Raw genomic sequence first — 16,886 nt, 5'->3', positions numbered from 1 at the left:
TGTGCTCGGCGCTTTTTTAGACACAACACTGGCCAAAACAGCGTGACACATTGTGGATATAATAATGAAAATGAGCTTAAAAACGGCAGCAAAAGCCCTACTAATCACAACGTTTAGCAGTGCAATGCTAATGACCACTGCCTACGCTAATAATCCGCCACCAACCATCAAAGCGGACGCCCCCAATCGTTACGTCGTCAAAAAGGGCGACACTCTGTGGGATATCTCAGGGCGCTATTTAGATAGCCCATGGCGCTGGAAAGAGATTTGGGCGACCAATAAACAAATCAAAAACCCAGATCTTATTTATCCCAATGACATTCTAATTTTATGCGTCATTCAAGGTAAGACACTCATTGGCGTGGATACGGGCGAGGGCTGTGCTGGAATTGAAAAACAATTAACTGGCAATGTGGTTGCCAGTACGGTCGCAGTCACCTCAATTGCCAACAGTATTCCGCCTATTCCATGGTCAGCTATTCAACACTGGTTGGATAAAACTGTCATCGTTAATCCAAAAGATTTCAATACCACGCCCTATATTTTAGCATCTAAGAACCGGAACTTAATCACTGCAGCGGGTGATAAGGTTTATGCCAAAGGCGTGCCGCTTATCGTCGGTCAGCGCTATGGTATTTACCGTGAGGGTGAGCTGTATGTTGATCCTAAAACGCAAGAAATTATCGGTCTAGAAGTCACGCTAGTAGCGACAGGATTGGTGACTTCTACAGAAAATAATGGTGTCACAAGCTTAAAGCTCACAGACAGTTATGGTAAGGAAGTGCGTGAAGGGGATCGTGTATTCGTTGAGTTGAACAACTCGATTCCGCCTGTGTTTTATCCAACTCCTGCGTCTGTCAGTCGCGGTGGTTTGATTGTACGCGTGATGGACTCAATCAGCTCAGCCGCCAAACGCAGCGTGGTTGCTATTAACCTTGGTAGGATACATGGCGCTAAACCAGGTGATGTGCTGACGGTTTATCAAAAAGGCCCGTTGGTACGTGATATCAAAGATAATGACATGCCAGTACGCTTACCAAATGAGCAAAGTGGTATGGTTATGATCTTTAATACTTTTGATCATATTAGTTATGCTTATGTGCTAAATTCTGAGCTGCCTATTAATGTCGGCGATCAGCTGTTACCACCGCCTTATCTGTAAATAATACCAAACCCAAAAAATACGATTAGCCGCGTCACACTCGTTTAGCCTATCATGCGTAGTACTTGTACTCGTTTCCCTTGCTAGTCTAATTTTGGGAATTAGGTTAGGGGTGTATAGAATTTTATACTAACCTATCGCTGGTTCCTAAAACGAACCACGCTAAGTTCGCTTGTACGAGATATATGACTATGACTGCCGTCTCCTCTTTATTAACCGACGATCAGCGCGCCATATTGGCGCTGTGGTATGAGGTGAATGCGTCACTATCTTCGTATCATAAGCTCATTACCTCTTTTGGTGATGCACAGCTTGCGTGGCAGGCCAAAGTAGAAGCTTGGCGACAGCTGGGTATTCATCATACCCATCTCAAACGTCATGAGCAGCCTGAGCAAACGTGCGCCAATATCGACAAAATCCAACAGTCATTAATCGCAGGTCGATATGGTCTACTATTTGCCGATCAGCCTGATTATCCCGCACAGCTCTCGCAAATCTACGACCCACCGCCTTTATTGTTTTACCGTGGTGATAAAGCGCGCTTACAGCAGGCGCAAATCGCTATCGTTGGCAGCCGAAAACCCACCGCACATGCACAAAAAATCACGTTTGATATGGCGCAATATTTGGCGCAGGCAGGTTATATTGTCACCAGCGGTCTTGCTATGGGGGTAGATAAGCGTGCCCATTTAGGTGCTTTGGCGCAGGCAGATTCTGAATACCAAGGTCGCACGGTTGGGGTGATGGGTACGGGTATAGACATAAATTACCCCAATCATCGCGATCAATTATTTGCCCAGATTATCGAGCAAGGAGGCTGCATCATCAGTGAGCTATTGCCGCATACCCAGCCACATAAGCATACCTTTCCCCGTCGCAATCGCTTGGTGGCAGGGCTGAGCTTGGCGACGATTGTGACAGAAGCCAAGGTTCAAAGCGGCTCATTGATTACCGCACGCTTAACCTCGGAGCAGGGCAAGCAGGTCTTTGCGATACCCAGTCATATTGACAACAGCAACGCTGAGGGCTGTCATCATTTGATACGTGAAGGGGCGACGTTGATTTATCATCCTCAGCAAGTCATCGAAGATGTGAATAGTCAGTTGGCTTACCGTCGCCATTCACATCAGGCCACAAGTCTTTCTAGTTCTTCTACATTCAGTACCAATGACCCTCAATTGGATAATCGTCAGCCTTCTCATTCTACAGATCTAGATAAAATGGCTGTGCCGGATGCCAGCCAGCTGTCGCCATCGAACATCAAATCTCCTCGCAGCGCTATCGTCGTACCTAAGCATTTAACGGTGGTTTACGAGCAGCTTGATTGGCATGGGCAAGATCTAGACGCACTCATCATTGCGACCGAAATGACTGCGCCGCAGCTGATAGGGCAGTTGATGGAGCTTGAGTTATTAGGCGTTATCAATGTACAAGGTGGACGGTACTTACGTGTTTAAAATGACATTTTGTCTTTTTGAAACTACAAGGAACACCTAGCGCTCAGAAGGTGTTAGCCGTTTCTAATTTTCATTATCTAATCTAAATCAGCGGCTGTGTTATTATTTACGTATTCCTTATCATGAACTATTCAAACCATGAATCAATCTACCTCTACTATCACATCTTCTGTTAGCCAAGCGGCCAACTCTCTAAAAGTAGGTCAATTGCTTGCTTACCCAACCGAGAGCGTATGGGGCATTGGCTGTGACCCTTATAACAAAGCAGCCGTTCAACGTATTCTGGCCATCAAGCAGCGTCCCGAAGAAAAAGGTATGATCGTCATTACTGATAGCGCCGAGCGTATAGCACCTTTATTAGCAACGCTGGATAACGCCCAACGCGAGTCTATCCTAAAGAGCTGGCAAACGGATAATGAAAATACAGAGTTACAATATCAGCAAGCACATACCTGGCTCCTACCTATTCCGAAAAATCTTGCTACCACTATTCCTTCTTGGATCACCGGTCAGCATCAGACGGTAGCCGTGAGAGTGATCGCTCATCCTCTCATCCGTGAGTTATGTGAGCAATTGGTCAGCCCTCATAATCCGTTCGGGCTATTGGTTTCTACCAGCTGTAATCCATCAGGACAGCCGCCAGCCAGTACATTTCCTGAAGCGTATGTTTATTTCGGCGAGCAAATTAGTTATTTGCAGGCTGCAACATTGGGTTATACCTTACCAAGTCAAATCCGTGATGCGACCACTGGTTTAATTGTTCGTTAAAATCATTATTGCTAGACAAGCCATGATTATCTAAAAATTGACGTTCATATATTTCAGTATTGACAGAAATAAAAGAATAGCGCAAGATGATGTAAAAGATAGCGTAAGTAGCCAATCAAAAGTTTATAAATAATTAAGTGAGTATCTGTCATGAAACTAAACCCCGTTACCGAAAAATTTATTTTACATTGGGGTGAGATGGGCACGCAGTGGGGCGTTAACCGTACCATGTCACAGATTCATGCGTTGTTATACATCATTGGTAAACCTCTAAATGCTGAGGAGATCACTGATACGCTTGGGGTCGCTCGCTCTAATGTCTCTAACAGTATTAAGGAGCTACAGCACTGGGGTTTGGTACAAAAAGTCTCAATATTGGGCGATCGCCGTGATCACTTTAGTACGAATACCGATGTTTGGGAGCTGGCTCGTATCATTGTAGTGGAGCGACAAAAGCGTGAACTTGATCCAACCGTGCAGTTTTTACAAGAGCTTATGGACAGTCCTGAGTTTGAGCATGAGAGCAGCGAGGTAAAAGCCCGTATCCGTGAAACACAAGAGTTCGTGGCAACGGTGACTACTTGGTCCTCTGAGATGCTCAAGTTGCCGACAAAGGCACTTAAAAAGATATTGAAATTGGGCACTAGTATTAAGAAGGTGTTACGCTGATAGTGAAGTCACGGTTTTAAAATAAAAATTTAAGTAGTAATTTCTGTTTTGACAGAAATAAAAGAAAATATACTTATACTGGTTTTTTGATAGCAATAACGAATGGAGGTGTAAAATGCAAACAGATACCGCCCATGATACAAACAGAGGGATTAAGAATGCGACTGGCTTAGTAAAGTGGCAAGACTTACGCCAGCTAACACGTGGTCAAATTGCATATAACGTGATTTTGCCTTATCCATTTTTATTGCTGTCATGGTGGTTTGCTAGCCACTCATGGTATGTATTGGCATGCGGCGCTTCTTATTTGTTTTTTGCAGCCGCCTTCCGGCAAGCGCATGATGGCTATCATCATAGCTTAGGTACGGGTAAACGTACGACTACAGCGCTATTACTGTTGCTGAGCGTACTATTGCTGACCAGTTTGCACAGCATCCGCGCTACGCATATGGAGCATCATCGCAATCCATTGGGCGATAGTGATATTGAAGGTAGCCTAGCAAAAGTGCCATGGTGGCAAGCAATGTTAGGCGGCATTACCTATCGTTTTGCCATCTATCGCCAAGGATGGCACTTAAGTAATCGTCGTAATCAACGTTTTATTTGGCTAGAGTTTGGTTTGATTGCTTTGATCGTCGTCTTTGCGCTTGTGTTGACCGTGTTTCAAGTCTCTGCTCTTAAGATGCTAACGCAAGTACTGGTGTATCACCTGTTGATCATGATTCTCGCCAATGCCAGTGTCGGTATTATCGCTGTGTGGAGTGTGCATCATGATTGTGATGAAGCGATAGCTCGCACTGAGCGAAATCCGCTGGTCAACCTGCTGACCTTCAATCTGCTCTATCACGTAGAGCATCATCTATTTCCAGCCGTACCCTCCAACCATCTGCCTGAACTGGCAAGGCGCTTAGATACAGCAGCGCCGCATCTTACCAAACAGCATGTATTGCCAAGTACGGCAGTTGTAATGGATTTCATCAATAGTCGGTTGGGTAAATTAAAAGAAAAATATCACAATAATGGTAAAGAGGATGAGTGTCCTATTCGTAAACGTTTTGTCTAATAATTATGCTAAATAATATTGAGATACTTATCCACCAATTATCCATGACAAATCCATTATCGTTACCAACGAGCTATTTATACTAACTTAACAACTAAGGTTAATAGGATAAATATAATGAAAATAGATAATAACGTAGATTCATATCCTTATGTACAAGTGATTATTTTGTTTGCAGGCATTGGTAGCGTGGTTGGTGGATTGATAGCACAGCTGTTTTTGTTGCTTGTTTTTAGGAATGCTGATTTTGCCCAAATTGGTTATCAGCCATTGTTATATGTCGGCTTACTTGGTTTTATTCCTGCTTTATTGACGGGCATTTTTGTTGCTAGTAAAAAGATATGGCGCGGTGATCGTAAAAGTATAAGAACGACGTTTGTCATTGGCTTTATAACGTCAGCGATTTATATGGGTGCCATTGTTTTATATCTGCGCATAAATTCATTGATAGAAGTTGGCGTATTATTTGTATTTATGATTACCATAGGGATGTTTGGTGCCATCAATTCCGCGATTGCTAGCTTCATGGCTTTACCAAAGTCATGTAAAAGCCGTTTTGACAATATGGGCGAAAAAGAACACGATTATTATCAAGGGTTATCGTCTTTTAGACAGTGATATACAAAACGTAAGGAAATAATTATGAATATTTTAATCAGTGGTGGTTCGGGCTTTTTAGGTAGTGCATTCAGTCGAGAGTTGATGGCACGATCTCGCGTGCAAAATAAAAACGTAAACATTACGTGGCTCACGCGTGATAGCAGTCAGGCACATCCTGACGATATCAATATGATGACTTATGAAGAACTTGCTCAGTCTGATATGAGCTTTGAGGTTATTGTAAATTTAGCGGGTGCAGGTATTGCCGACTCGCGTTGGAGCGATGAGCGCAAAGAGCAATTGCTCGCCAGTCGTATTCAGCCGACCGAAGCATTACTCGCGTTTATTGCCCGTACTACTATCAAGCCTAAGCTATTGCTTAGCGGTTCAGCCATCGGATGGTACGGTACACAAGGTGATAAATCTTTAACAGAAAGCAGTGGTTTTGAGACAGATTTTGCCCATAAGTTGTGTGATGACTGGGAGCAGTTAGCGCTCAAAGCCATGAACCATGGCGTACCTGTGGCTATTGTACGTACGGGTATCGTGATCCACCCTGAAGGCGGTATGCTTGGTAAGCTTTTGACACCATTCAAAATGGGTGTCGGGGGACAGTTGGGCGATGGTAAACAGATAATGAGTTGGATCAGCCGTGAGGATTGGGTGGGGGCGGCGATATTTATCATTGAACAGCATCTTGCTAATCATACTAGTGAAGGACACCATGCTAGTGAACAACACCATACCAATGTGAGTAGTAGTGATAATGTCTTAGAGACGGCAAATGACACGCCAGCGGTCGTTTATAACCTGACGGCTCCCAATCCTGTGACCAATCATACTTTTACCAAAGCACTGGGAACGTGGTTACATCGTCCAACCTTTTTTACATTACCAGAGTTTTTACTCAAGCTGATGTTTGGTGAAATGTCGACATTATTAATCGATGGACAAAAGGTGTTGCCAAAAGCATTGCTGGAGGCAGGGTACGAGTTTAAACAACCGACGTTTAAGCAAGCATTAACAGAGCAGGAGTAAGAATTTCGCTATTGTTTCATGTGAAACATAGTTGTTAATTGTATGAGATTAGGTTTCATGTGAAACATCATAAAGGATATTCATGCGTTACGCATTTTTCATCACCATTTTTTTGCTCTTGCAGCTGTTTAGTGCGGGCGCTGCTTTAAGCTTACAGTGGTGGTTACAGCCTTGGACAACCTCAACGCTCCAGATTGTCATATGGTCTACTATATTTATCATCACTAACGGATTGTTGATATTAAGTGTCAAAAGAGCGTTTGCTAATAGCTATCGCTGGGTGAGTGGTTGGATGTTGGTCATGCATTTTATGCTACTCACGGCCTTAGGGACGAGTTTAGTATATGGCGGATATGGGTTAATCACCTCACTTATGAGCGAGGCAGTAAGTAATTCTGCATTGGTCGATTTTGCCTTACGAGCGCTGGCGTTGGTTGTGTTTTTGGGACTGTTTATTTATGCGCTATATAATGCCTACGTCCCTATCGTACGCAAATTGTCTGTGCATATCGACAAGCCGCTTGCTAGAACATTAAAGATTGCGGTAGCCAGCGATTTACACATCGGGCGATTGTTCGGCGGTGGGGCGATAGACAGGCTGCAGCGCCTTATTGTTCAAAGTAAAGCAGATATATTGCTTATGCCAGGCGATATCATGGATGACAACACACAGGCGTTTTCTGACTATCATATGGCAGCCAACTTGACTCAGCTATCTGCTAGTGTGCCATATGGGATTTATGCCACATTGGGCAATCATGACTTATATGGTCATGAGCAATCGATCAGTGAGGCGCTGCGCGGTGCTGGCGTAAAGTTGTTAAACGATGAAGCGTTGTGTATAGAGCACGAGGGCATAGCCGTTTGGTTGGTTGGTCGTTTTGATAACCATAAGCATCAACGTGTGGCGACCACTGAGCTATTGGCGCAAGTGGATACTAAGCAGCCAATCATACTGCTCGATCATAGACCGAGCGATATCACAGAACACAGTCAATTATCGATTGATCTACAAGTATCAGGGCATACTCATAATGGTCAGATATTTCCAGCGAATTTTATTGTAAATGCCATCAATCGAGTAGGTTATGGGTATGAAGCCATTGGCAATGGTCACTTTTTGGTGTCCTCTGGTTATGGCTTTTGGGGTATTCCTTTTCGATTGGGGTCGCGCTCAGAGATTTGGTTAATCAGCCTGACTGGTGACACTGTTGGCAAAAAGCACTGATGCGCTGATAACTATAGTCGGTGAAAAGTAATATCAATACAACACGTACTGCTGGTGCAAATTTTTCTTGCTTGCTGTTCCTTCGCAGACAGATGCTGCAAAAAATTTACACCAGCAATACTGTAGCGACTCTAAAGTATTTCAACTATAGCTACGCCGCTAACTGAGATTGGGTACTCATTGTGTCCCGTACAAAGCGTGCAAAGCCATTGATAATATTGTGTGTCTCTTGACCTAAGCCGCTATGCACGCTCATAAAGTGAATAAAGCCATGCGGCGCACCAAGTACGGTATAGGTTCTGACTGGGATGCCATGGCTTTTTATTTGCTTGGCATAAGCCAACGCTTCATCACGCAATACGTCTAATTCAGCGGCAACAATATAAGTGGGACATACTTGACTGTTATCACCGAGCATTGGAGAATTGAGTACATGCTGGCGTGGTAATAGACTGTTTTCAAAACAAGCGGCATCAAATACCGCCACATCGGCATGATCTAATAGTAACCCTTCACCATACAACTCCCAGCTCGGGTAATCTGTCTCGATATCAGTAACCGGATATAAAGGCATTTGCGCCAGTGGTTTGGGTAGGCTTTTTAATAACGTAAATGTCTTTTGACCATCGATACCCACATCTCGCCACGAAGTTTCAGATGGCGCAGTCAGCTGCTGGGCAAGCAGGGTGCACAGTCCACCACCAGCACTATCACCCGCTAGGACAATGCGTGATGGTGACGCATTCAGTGTATGGCAGTGTTCAGCCACCCAAGCATAAGCGGTGATACAGTCTCTCAACGCAGATGGAGATGAGTGTTCAGGCGCCAAGCGATAATCAACACTGACAATCGACCAACCAGTTTGCTCACAAATAGCATGGCAGAACTCATGATGAGTATCGACATCACCAATACAAAACCCGCCACCATGAAAAAACAACATCACCGTGTCATCAGGGTTGTGGCTACGGCGTTTTTTTAAGCCCATGCCATTAGAGCGAAGTCCTGCTTGATAGCAGCGAATCGTCATGTCACCTTCGTCAGCATGGGCAATCACTTTGTCTTCCCAGCGAATTGGCGTATGCCCTTTTTTGGTAAAGTGTTTTATATTGCTGAGCACACTACCACTCGCTTGTTTCCATACTTTTGGCGTTTGCATGGCCACTGCATCGGCGGCAAATTTTTCGCGCAGCTCACGCATTTGTGTGAGCTTTAGTGGGGTTTTAAGCTTACTGTTTATAGCCAGAATCAAACGCAGATGAGCATTGGCATGCAGATACTGGTTTGACGTAGGCCCGTCTAGATAACCAACCAAGCTTTCTAATATGGGCGTTGGTAAATAGCCCAGCCCTTTCATGGCATGGTGTAACGTGTGAGGATTATAGGTGGGTATTGGGGTGTAGCTCAGCATCTTTTCTTTAATGGTCAAGGGCTGCTTTTGAGACCCATTTTTTTCTATGCCGTTATTTACGGGCTCTATCGACGAGAGCTTCAACGTCATCAAGGCTTTGTTCAATAAGGTATTGACTGACAGTACAGTTGAATTTAGTACGGTTGAATTAGACATAACACTTCTCATAAATAATGGTCAGTATCCGTTGTTACACATTGGCGCTTACTTTAAGACAAGTGATACTGTTTGCCGTTATGATAAAGGAGTCAGCTAAAAAACAGCGTGTTTTTTGGTAATGATTGAAATATTAAGGCGTGTCTTCAATTCAATTGATATAGTCAGGCCAATATAAGGAGAGTCAGCGAGACTGGGGTAAGTTTTTTGTAGCATCGAGCTGCGTAGGCACAGCCAGCAAGAAAAATTTGTGCCAGACAGTGTTATTCGTGCAGAGCCATAACAAATATTTTATCGGCGTTTAGTGACGTATTAACACTGTATTTGTTGTAAATGAGAAAAATTCCTGCGTTTTGGGCTTGAAATTTGTAGCCGTCACCTTTATCAAACAGCTAGTAAAACGTATCAATAACAACAATGAGTCAGAACCGTTTAATATCTAATAAGAGCACCGTATGACTCGCGATTAGCGGGTTTTATTGTGTTCTATATTAACCATCATTATTAACATTCTAAGGAGCCATCATGAGCGAGAAAAATCCCAACCACGAATCCCCTGAGCAAAATGTGGCGCATGATAATATTGAGCACAGCGACAGTATTTTAGAAGAAACCATGAGAGAGTTTGATCCAAAAAACCAATCTGGTGAAGAAATGACTATCGAAAATGAAATCGATCTCGACACTTTTAAAGCACGTATTGCTGAGTTAGAAGGCGAAGTTAAGCAAGCAAAAGAAGGCACTGCTCGTGCTAATGCAGAAGCTTACAACGCACAAAAACGCATGGAGCAAGAAGCAGATAAAAGCAAAAAATTTGCCCTACAAAAATTTGCCAGAGAGTTATTAGAGATTGTTGATAACTTAGAGCGCGCCATGGAAAACGCTGACGCCAATGATCCAGTAGCGGAAGGCGTGCAACTGACGCACAAAGCGCTAGTCGCTGTCTTGAATAAAAATGGCGTCGAAGCGGTTGATCCACAAGGTGAAAAATTCAACGCTGATCTGCATGAAGCGGTCGGTATTGATGTAGACGCAGAAGCAGATACAGTTGGCACAGTATTGCAAAAGGGTTATAGCTTGAACGGTCGCCTATTGCGCCCAGCTATGGTACGTGTCGGACAATAGAAACTTAACGTAAAATTTTCACGTTAGGAGTATTTTAAAGTGGTAAACCTTACTAATATTAAGGGTTTTCACAAAAAATCACACGAAAGACCATTTTTGCGTGCTTGTTGCCTTGAAAAAGCCAATAAGTAAACCGATATAAAGCAACAAGTGACCGATTGTGGTCAGAATAGATAAAATTTATATTTAAAACAATTAGGAGCAATTGATTATGGGTAAAGTAATTGGTATTGATTTAGGTACAACCAACTCATGTGTCGCCGTTATGGAAGGTGACAAGGTTAAAGTTATCGAAAATGCTGAAGGTACTCGTACAACGCCATCAATCGTCGCATATAAAAATGACGAAATCTTGGTTGGTCAATCAGCCAAGCGTCAAGCGGTAACCAACCCAAACAATACATTGTTTGCGATTAAACGTTTAATTGGTCGTCGTTTTGATGACAAAGTCGTGCAAAAAGACATCGGCATGGTACCTTACAAAATTGCCAAAGCTGATAATGGTGATGCATGGGTAGAAGTTAACGGTAAAAAACTGGCGCCACCACAGGTTTCTGCTGAAATCTTGAAAAAAATGAAAAAAACAGCAGAAGATTATCTTGGTGAGAGCGTGACTGAAGCGGTTGTCACTGTGCCTGCTTACTTCAACGACTCACAGCGTCAAGCCACAAAAGACGCAGGTAAAATTGCAGGTCTTGATGTAAAGCGTATCATCAACGAGCCAACTGCTGCTGCTCTTGCTTATGGTATGGATAAAAAGCAAGGCGATAGTACGGTTGCTGTTTATGACTTAGGTGGTGGTACTTTTGATATCTCAATCATCGAAATTGCTGATGTCGATGGCGAGCAACAGTTCGAAGTACTCGCGACCAATGGTGATACGTTCCTTGGTGGTGAAGATTTTGACTCAGCTTTGATTGATTATTTGGCTGATGAATTCAAAAAAGACCAAGACGTCAACCTAAAAGGTGACTCATTGGCGATGCAGCGTCTAAAAGAAGCGGCAGAAAAAGCGAAAATTGAGCTATCTAGTGCCCAAAGTACCGAAGTGAACTTGCCATATATCACCGCTGACAGCAGTGGTCCTAAGCATTTGGTCGTGACTATCAGTCGCTCAAAACTAGAAAGTCTCACTGAAGAATTGGTACAACGCACAATGGGCCCTTGTAAAATTGCTCTTGAAGATGCTGGCCTAAAAATCGGTGACATCGATGATGTTATTTTAGTTGGTGGTCAGACGCGTATGCCACTTGTACAACAAAAAGTACAAGACTTCTTTGGTCAAGAGCCACGTAAAGACGTGAACCCTGACGAAGCGGTAGCAGCTGGCGCGGCGATTCAAGGTGCGGTATTGTCTGGTGAAAAAACAGATGTACTACTACTTGATGTAACGCCATTGACCCTTGGTATCGAAACAATGGGTGGTGTGATGACGCCAGTTATCGAGAAAAACACGATGATTCCTACTAAGAAATCACAGGTATTCTCAACAGCTGAAGACAACCAGCCAGCAGTGACCATTCAGGTGTATCAAGGTGAGCGTAAAATCGCCAACCAAAACAAACAGCTTGGACGTTTTGATTTGACGGACATTCCACCAGCACCACGTGGTCTGCCACAAATCGAAGTATCTTTTGACATCAATGCTGATGGTATCATGAACATCTCAGCAACTGACAAAGGCACTGGTAAAGCGCAAAGCATCCAGATCAAAGCGGATTCTGGTTTGTCGGACGAAGAAGTCGAACAAATGGTTCGCGATGCAGAAGCCAATGCCGCAGAAGACGAGAAATTCGCCAATCTAGCGCAAGTGCGTAACGAAGCAGATGGCCGTATCCATGCGGTACAAAAAGCACTAAAAGAAGCAGAAGACAAAGTCACTGCCGAAGAAAAATCAACCGTAGAAACAGCCATCACTGAGCTTGAAGCCGTGATTAAAGAAGATGATCATGATGACATCAAAGCCAAGCTCGAAGCGTTAGACAATGCTTTCTTGCCAGTCAGTCAGAAGATTTATGCTGATAGCGGTGCTGGTGCAGAAGGCATGGATCCAAGCCAATTCCAACAAGGCGCGGACAATGCTGAAAGCAGCAACCAAGCCAATGATGACGTCGTTGATGCTGAATTCACTGAAGTTAATGATGATAAGAAATAATATTTCTTATCGCTAATCAGTAGAGCCAGTCAGTAAAGACAAAAAACGCACCTTTCGAGGTGCGTTTTTTTATGGCTGATGGTTTTTATAATTGATAGTTTTTATGACCGATAAGCATCAATGATAAGCACTTCATAAGTTAGATAGACACAGGGTTGTCCCTCTTTATCTTGTCCTGAGAACTGTTGCCAATATGCCTGCTCAAACTGTTGCAACCGCGCTTTTGTCCAAACAAAAGGGGCGGTATCTTGATTACCTGCTGTACTGCGCCGTTGGGTTTGGTTGGTTGACACGCCGGTCATTTTCATGTGTTTTAGTACGTCATACGGCCGTGCAAACGGTATATCGAAACGCTGAGTCGATAGCTGAATCTGCTCAAGTTTGGCATCATTTAATGCTGAGCGCCATGCTGCAACGCTTGGATAAGCCAGCCCTTGCCCAGTAAGCGCTTTGATTTGCAAAAAATTATCAGGTGTAAAGGTACTGAACAACAGCTGGCCGCCCGCTTGTAGCCGAGCTGAGGACTGCGATATAAAACGTAACGGCTCATCAAACCACTGTACCGCATTGGCACTGACAATCAGACTGTGGTTGTTCTCTAAATCTATCGTTTCTGCATCACCAATACGCAGCTGCGCCATTGGCAATATAGACTGTAGGTTTTTTGCTTGCTGCACGCAGAGTTCATTGATGATCCAGCGTTTGCTTTGTAGATTTGCCGCTAGCAACTGGGTCATCTGGCCAGTGCCAGCACCCACTTCGAGCACGCTATCTTGATGCTGATGTGCAATCTGAGTAAGCAAGTACTGACAAATATGCTGCTGGATGTGAGCATGCTGATCATAGTCATTGGCTTTGGCGAAATGACGGGCGATGCTCTGCTTTCGGGCGCTCAGATCATTTAGTGTGGTGGGGTGTTCCATAACGTTTATTCAATCCAAAATATTACGAGTGTTTGCTAAGACAATGTTAAAGCAGGTTTTCTCAGTTATATAGGGCGTGTTTGATAATTCGACCATGTTACTGCCAGCGAATATTTTTTTGCAGCCTCTGGCAGCAACGGCACAGCAAGCAAGAAAAATTCTTACCAGTCCTGCGTCATGATGTCGTGTATCCACTTTATTTAGGATTGATTATAAGTGCGCGATCAAACGCTGACAATCTGTCGTGCTTATGCTGGCATTCATGACCAGTCGAATGCGTGATGTATTGGCAGGCACGGTCGGCGGCCTTATAGGTAAGGCGTAAAACCCCGCTGCCTGTAGCTGCTCTGCTTTGGTAATGGTTCGAGCATTATCCCCCAATAGATAAGGCACAATGGGTGACTGATAGACGGCCTCTTGCTGACCCGATGTGACCCGATGTACGGGGCTGATGGCTTGGCTAAGCTGTAGAGAGACCTGAGCCAAATGTTGTCTACGCGCCTGCAATTGCGGCATTTTTGCCAAAATAAAACGCGTCCACGCATGATTGATCGGTGGTAAAGCGGTACTAAAGATAAGCGGACGCATGTGATTGATCAGCCACGATTTGACCGTCTCATCGCATAAGACATACGCACCGATTGATGCAAATGCTTTACCAAACGTACCCACCAAATAATCAATATCAGTAAGTGTCTGCGTTTCTTCGGCCAGTCCGCAGCCTTGATCGCCAAAGACTCCCACAGCGTGCGCCTCATCCACATATAGCTCGATACGGCTGTCCAATGCTTTTAAGCGTACCAAAGCCTGTAAGTCTGCGCAGTCGCCATCCATACTAAAGATACTTTCGGTAATAATAATAATGCGCTCAACGTTATCCTCAGCTTGTGCCAATAACGTTGCCAGGTGCTCATAATCATTATGACGATAACGCCGATAGGAACATAACTTATTTTGACTCAAGCGAATACCATCAATGATACTGGCATGTACCAGCTTGTCTGCCAAAATGAGTGTTTTGACAGGCAAAGCAGTGAGGGCTGGTAAAATCCCGATATTGGCATGATAGCCGCTGTTCATTACCAATGCTGACTTTGTAGTAGCGCTATTTCCCTCACCCACTGCCAGCCGATACCAGTGCTCTAACTCATTCTCCAGCAATTGCAATTGTGCGTCGTTCCCGGTTAAAAGGCGCGATGAGGCAGCACTCATTTTGGGCAAGTGTGCTGCGGGATACTGCTGCATGTGCTCAAAGAATTCATATTGCAGTGCGGTGTCACCGCTCAACCCAAGATAGTCATTACTAGCAATATTCAATAAGGTTTTGCCATTATTAACGACATAACGCCCTTGATGCTCAAGATCTGGTAACTGACGGTATTGTTGGTTGTCCTTTAGCTGCACAAGGGCATCCTGTAATCGTTTAGAAATAGGCGCTGGCATGTGGGTTTGTCCTTTATTATATTTTAAATATATAGACGTGGCGTGATGATAAGTAGGAAGTATTGCACAAAATCAAGAGATGTAACAGAAAGTTTCATATCTAGGCCTTTGTAACCCACACACTGATAAATACTTGCAAATCTTAACTCTCATGCCATCAAACACTGACAGAGTGTTTGAAATACTTTGTTACTATGTACTCATCGTTAGCGAACAAGGCGATAGGGCCAAAAGCCCAATATAAAACACATAACTTGTTTGTCCAAACTTCCTCTAAGGAGCTAATAATGAAAACTTTACAAAAAACTCTACTTGCCCTAGCAACAGGTTCTTTACTCGCAGTAAGTGCTCAAGCAGCCGTTGGTTATGGCAATGGCTATACTGGTCAACCATACGCTGGTGTTAAAGTTGGTCAGTTTGACCTAGATGTTGATGGTGCTGATGATCCAACCGCTTATGGCGTATATGGTGGTTACAACTTTGATCCTAACTTTGGTATCGAAGCTGAATACGTTGGTTCAGATGACGCGGACTACAGAGGCGGAAATATTGACGCGAAAACGTATGGCGCTTATGGTACCTATCGTTATGCCTTCCCAAATACTGGTTTATATGCCAAAGGTAAGCTAGGTGTAGCCAAAACTGAAGTAGAAGGTGATTTCGTATCTGGCGTAAACCGAGTTTCTTTTTCAGAAGACGACACTAATATCGCTGGCGGTGTAGGCCTTGGGTATTCAGTCAACCCTGACTTTAGCGTTGAAGCTGAGTATGACATGCTAGGTAGTGATGCTGACCTCATGACGGTTGGTGCACAGCTAAAGTTCTAAGTGCTTGATTGATAGATTATTGAGTAGTATAAAACGATCGCTTCGGCGGTCGTTTTTTATGTGTCGTATTAGGAAAAGATAATGTAATTGCCATTAAAAATACATGCATTATAGAAACCATTCTGTTAATATGACGAATTAAACAATAGTTTGATAAAGTTACGTGTCTCGAAAGAGATTTTTATATACTACATTTTAGTTTCGTTCAACAGGATAGCACATGAACACTTTACAAAAATCTTTGGTTGCATTAACAGTCGGTTCACTATTGAGTGTAAGTGCTCAAGCGGCAATGGATTACACAGGTCAGCCGTACGTTGGTATTAAAGCTGGTAAATTCATGGTAGATGTTGATGAGCTAGATGATCCTACTGCTTATGGTGTTTATGCTGGTTATAATTTCGATTCTAATTTTGGTGCTGAAATTGAGTATGTAGGCTCCAATGATACTGATGTTGATACAGGTCTTAGTGGTGTTAATGCTGAGTATGATCTTAAAACTTATGGTGCTTACGGTACTTACCGTTATCAGTTCCCTAATACTGCTCTATATGCCAAAGGTAAACTAGGCTTTGCTAAAGCTGAGATTGATGTTTCTGTAAGTAACATTCTGGGATACTCTGGAAGTTCGAGCAATAGTGATAGCGGTGTCGCTGGTGGTATTGGTCTAGGTTATAACTTTAACCCTAACATGAGCGTTGAAGCTGAATATGACTATGTTGCTGAAGATGTAACTCTTTTAACGGTTGGCGCACATTACAAATTCTAATATAAAGTGATGGTTTTAGCTTTGATGTTTTTAAAGTTGAATCAATTGAAATAAAAAAAACGATCGCTTCGGCGGTTCGTTTTTTTTGCTTT

15 protein-coding genes are annotated in these 16,886 nt (G+C 43.5%); 12 read left to right on the top strand and 3 right to left on the bottom strand.

All coding sequences use genetic code 11. The features are described from left to right. The first annotated feature begins 64 nt into the window (after positions 1-64). From M917_RS02660 to M917_RS02625, 8 genes are all read left to right on the top strand, one after another. Positions 65-1,162, top strand: coding sequence for a LysM peptidoglycan-binding domain-containing protein (locus tag M917_RS02660; protein ID WP_021813212.1), 1,098 nt, complete (start codon positions 65-67; stop codon positions 1,160-1,162). Between the two features lie 191 nt (positions 1,163-1,353). Next, positions 1,354-2,619 (top strand): DNA-processing protein DprA, encoded by a 1,266-nt coding sequence (gene dprA, locus M917_RS02655; protein ID WP_040641777.1) that lies wholly within the window; start codon positions 1,354-1,356, stop codon positions 2,617-2,619. Between the two features lie 138 nt (positions 2,620-2,757). Next, complete coding sequence (locus M917_RS02650; protein WP_021813210.1) at positions 2,758-3,387, top strand: L-threonylcarbamoyladenylate synthase; 630 nt, start codon at positions 2,758-2,760, stop codon at positions 3,385-3,387. 150 nt (positions 3,388-3,537) lie between these two features. Further along, positions 3,538-4,056 (top strand): GbsR/MarR family transcriptional regulator, encoded by a 519-nt coding sequence (locus M917_RS02645; RefSeq protein WP_021813209.1) that lies wholly within the window; start codon positions 3,538-3,540, stop codon positions 4,054-4,056. A 115-nt stretch (positions 4,057-4,171) separates the two neighbouring features. Continuing rightward, positions 4,172-5,119 carry a fatty acid desaturase family protein gene (locus M917_RS02640; RefSeq protein WP_021813208.1) on the top strand — a complete coding sequence of 316 codons (948 nt, stop codon included), beginning with the start codon at positions 4,172-4,174 and terminating at the stop codon, positions 5,117-5,119. A gap of 117 nt (positions 5,120-5,236) precedes the next feature. Next, positions 5,237-5,737, top strand: coding sequence for a hypothetical protein (locus M917_RS02635; RefSeq protein ID WP_021813207.1), 501 nt, complete (start codon positions 5,237-5,239; stop codon positions 5,735-5,737). A gap of 24 nt (positions 5,738-5,761) precedes the next feature. Beyond that, positions 5,762-6,757 carry a TIGR01777 family oxidoreductase gene (locus M917_RS02630; protein ID WP_021813206.1) on the top strand — a complete coding sequence of 332 codons (996 nt, stop codon included), beginning with the start codon at positions 5,762-5,764 and terminating at the stop codon, positions 6,755-6,757. Positions 6,758-6,839: 82 nt separating this feature from the next. Continuing rightward, positions 6,840-7,985 carry a metallophosphoesterase gene (locus M917_RS02625; RefSeq protein WP_021813205.1) on the top strand — a complete coding sequence of 382 codons (1,146 nt, stop codon included), beginning with the start codon at positions 6,840-6,842 and terminating at the stop codon, positions 7,983-7,985. 151 nt (positions 7,986-8,136) lie between these two features. Here M917_RS02625 and M917_RS02620 read toward each other — a convergent pair whose 3' ends face one another. Further along, a complete protein-coding gene (locus tag M917_RS02620; protein WP_040641732.1) occupies positions 8,137-9,552 on the bottom strand; it encodes an alpha/beta hydrolase in 1,416 nt (471 codons plus the stop codon). Between the two features lie 525 nt (positions 9,553-10,077). On the opposite strand from M917_RS02620, the gene grpE reads away from it, so the two are divergent. After that, positions 10,078-10,677, top strand: a complete 600-nt coding sequence (grpE, locus tag M917_RS02615; protein WP_021813201.1) for a nucleotide exchange factor GrpE — start codon at positions 10,078-10,080, stop codon at positions 10,675-10,677. A gap of 211 nt (positions 10,678-10,888) precedes the next feature. After that, on the top strand, positions 10,889-12,832 hold the full coding sequence (gene dnaK / locus M917_RS02610; protein WP_021813200.1) for a molecular chaperone DnaK: 1,944 nt from the start codon (positions 10,889-10,891) through the stop codon (positions 12,830-12,832). A 101-nt stretch (positions 12,833-12,933) separates the two neighbouring features. On the opposite strand, the gene M917_RS02605 is transcribed toward dnaK, so the two are convergent. Then, complete coding sequence (locus tag M917_RS02605; protein WP_021813199.1) at positions 12,934-13,755, bottom strand: methyltransferase domain-containing protein; 822 nt, start codon at positions 13,753-13,755, stop codon at positions 12,934-12,936. A 210-nt stretch (positions 13,756-13,965) separates the two neighbouring features. Beyond that, positions 13,966-15,198, bottom strand: a complete 1,233-nt coding sequence (locus tag M917_RS02600; protein ID WP_021813198.1) for an 8-amino-7-oxononanoate synthase — start codon at positions 15,196-15,198, stop codon at positions 13,966-13,968. A 287-nt stretch (positions 15,199-15,485) separates the two neighbouring features. Here M917_RS02600 and M917_RS02595 point away from each other — a divergent pair, with 287 nt between their 5' ends. Together M917_RS02595 and M917_RS02590 are read left to right on the top strand one after the other, a co-directional pair. After that, positions 15,486-16,025 (top strand): porin family protein, encoded by a 540-nt coding sequence (locus M917_RS02595; protein WP_021813197.1) that lies wholly within the window; start codon positions 15,486-15,488, stop codon positions 16,023-16,025. A 220-nt stretch (positions 16,026-16,245) separates the two neighbouring features. Next, on the top strand, positions 16,246-16,794 hold the full coding sequence (locus M917_RS02590) for a porin family protein (RefSeq protein WP_021813196.1): 549 nt from the start codon (positions 16,246-16,248) through the stop codon (positions 16,792-16,794). Positions 16,795-16,886: the final 92 nt, after the last annotated feature.

The organism is Psychrobacter aquaticus CMS 56 (assembly GCF_000471625.1).
GTDB lineage: Bacteria > Pseudomonadota > Gammaproteobacteria > Pseudomonadales > Moraxellaceae > Psychrobacter > Psychrobacter aquaticus.
This window is presented reverse-complemented; position numbering and strand designations above follow the sequence as displayed.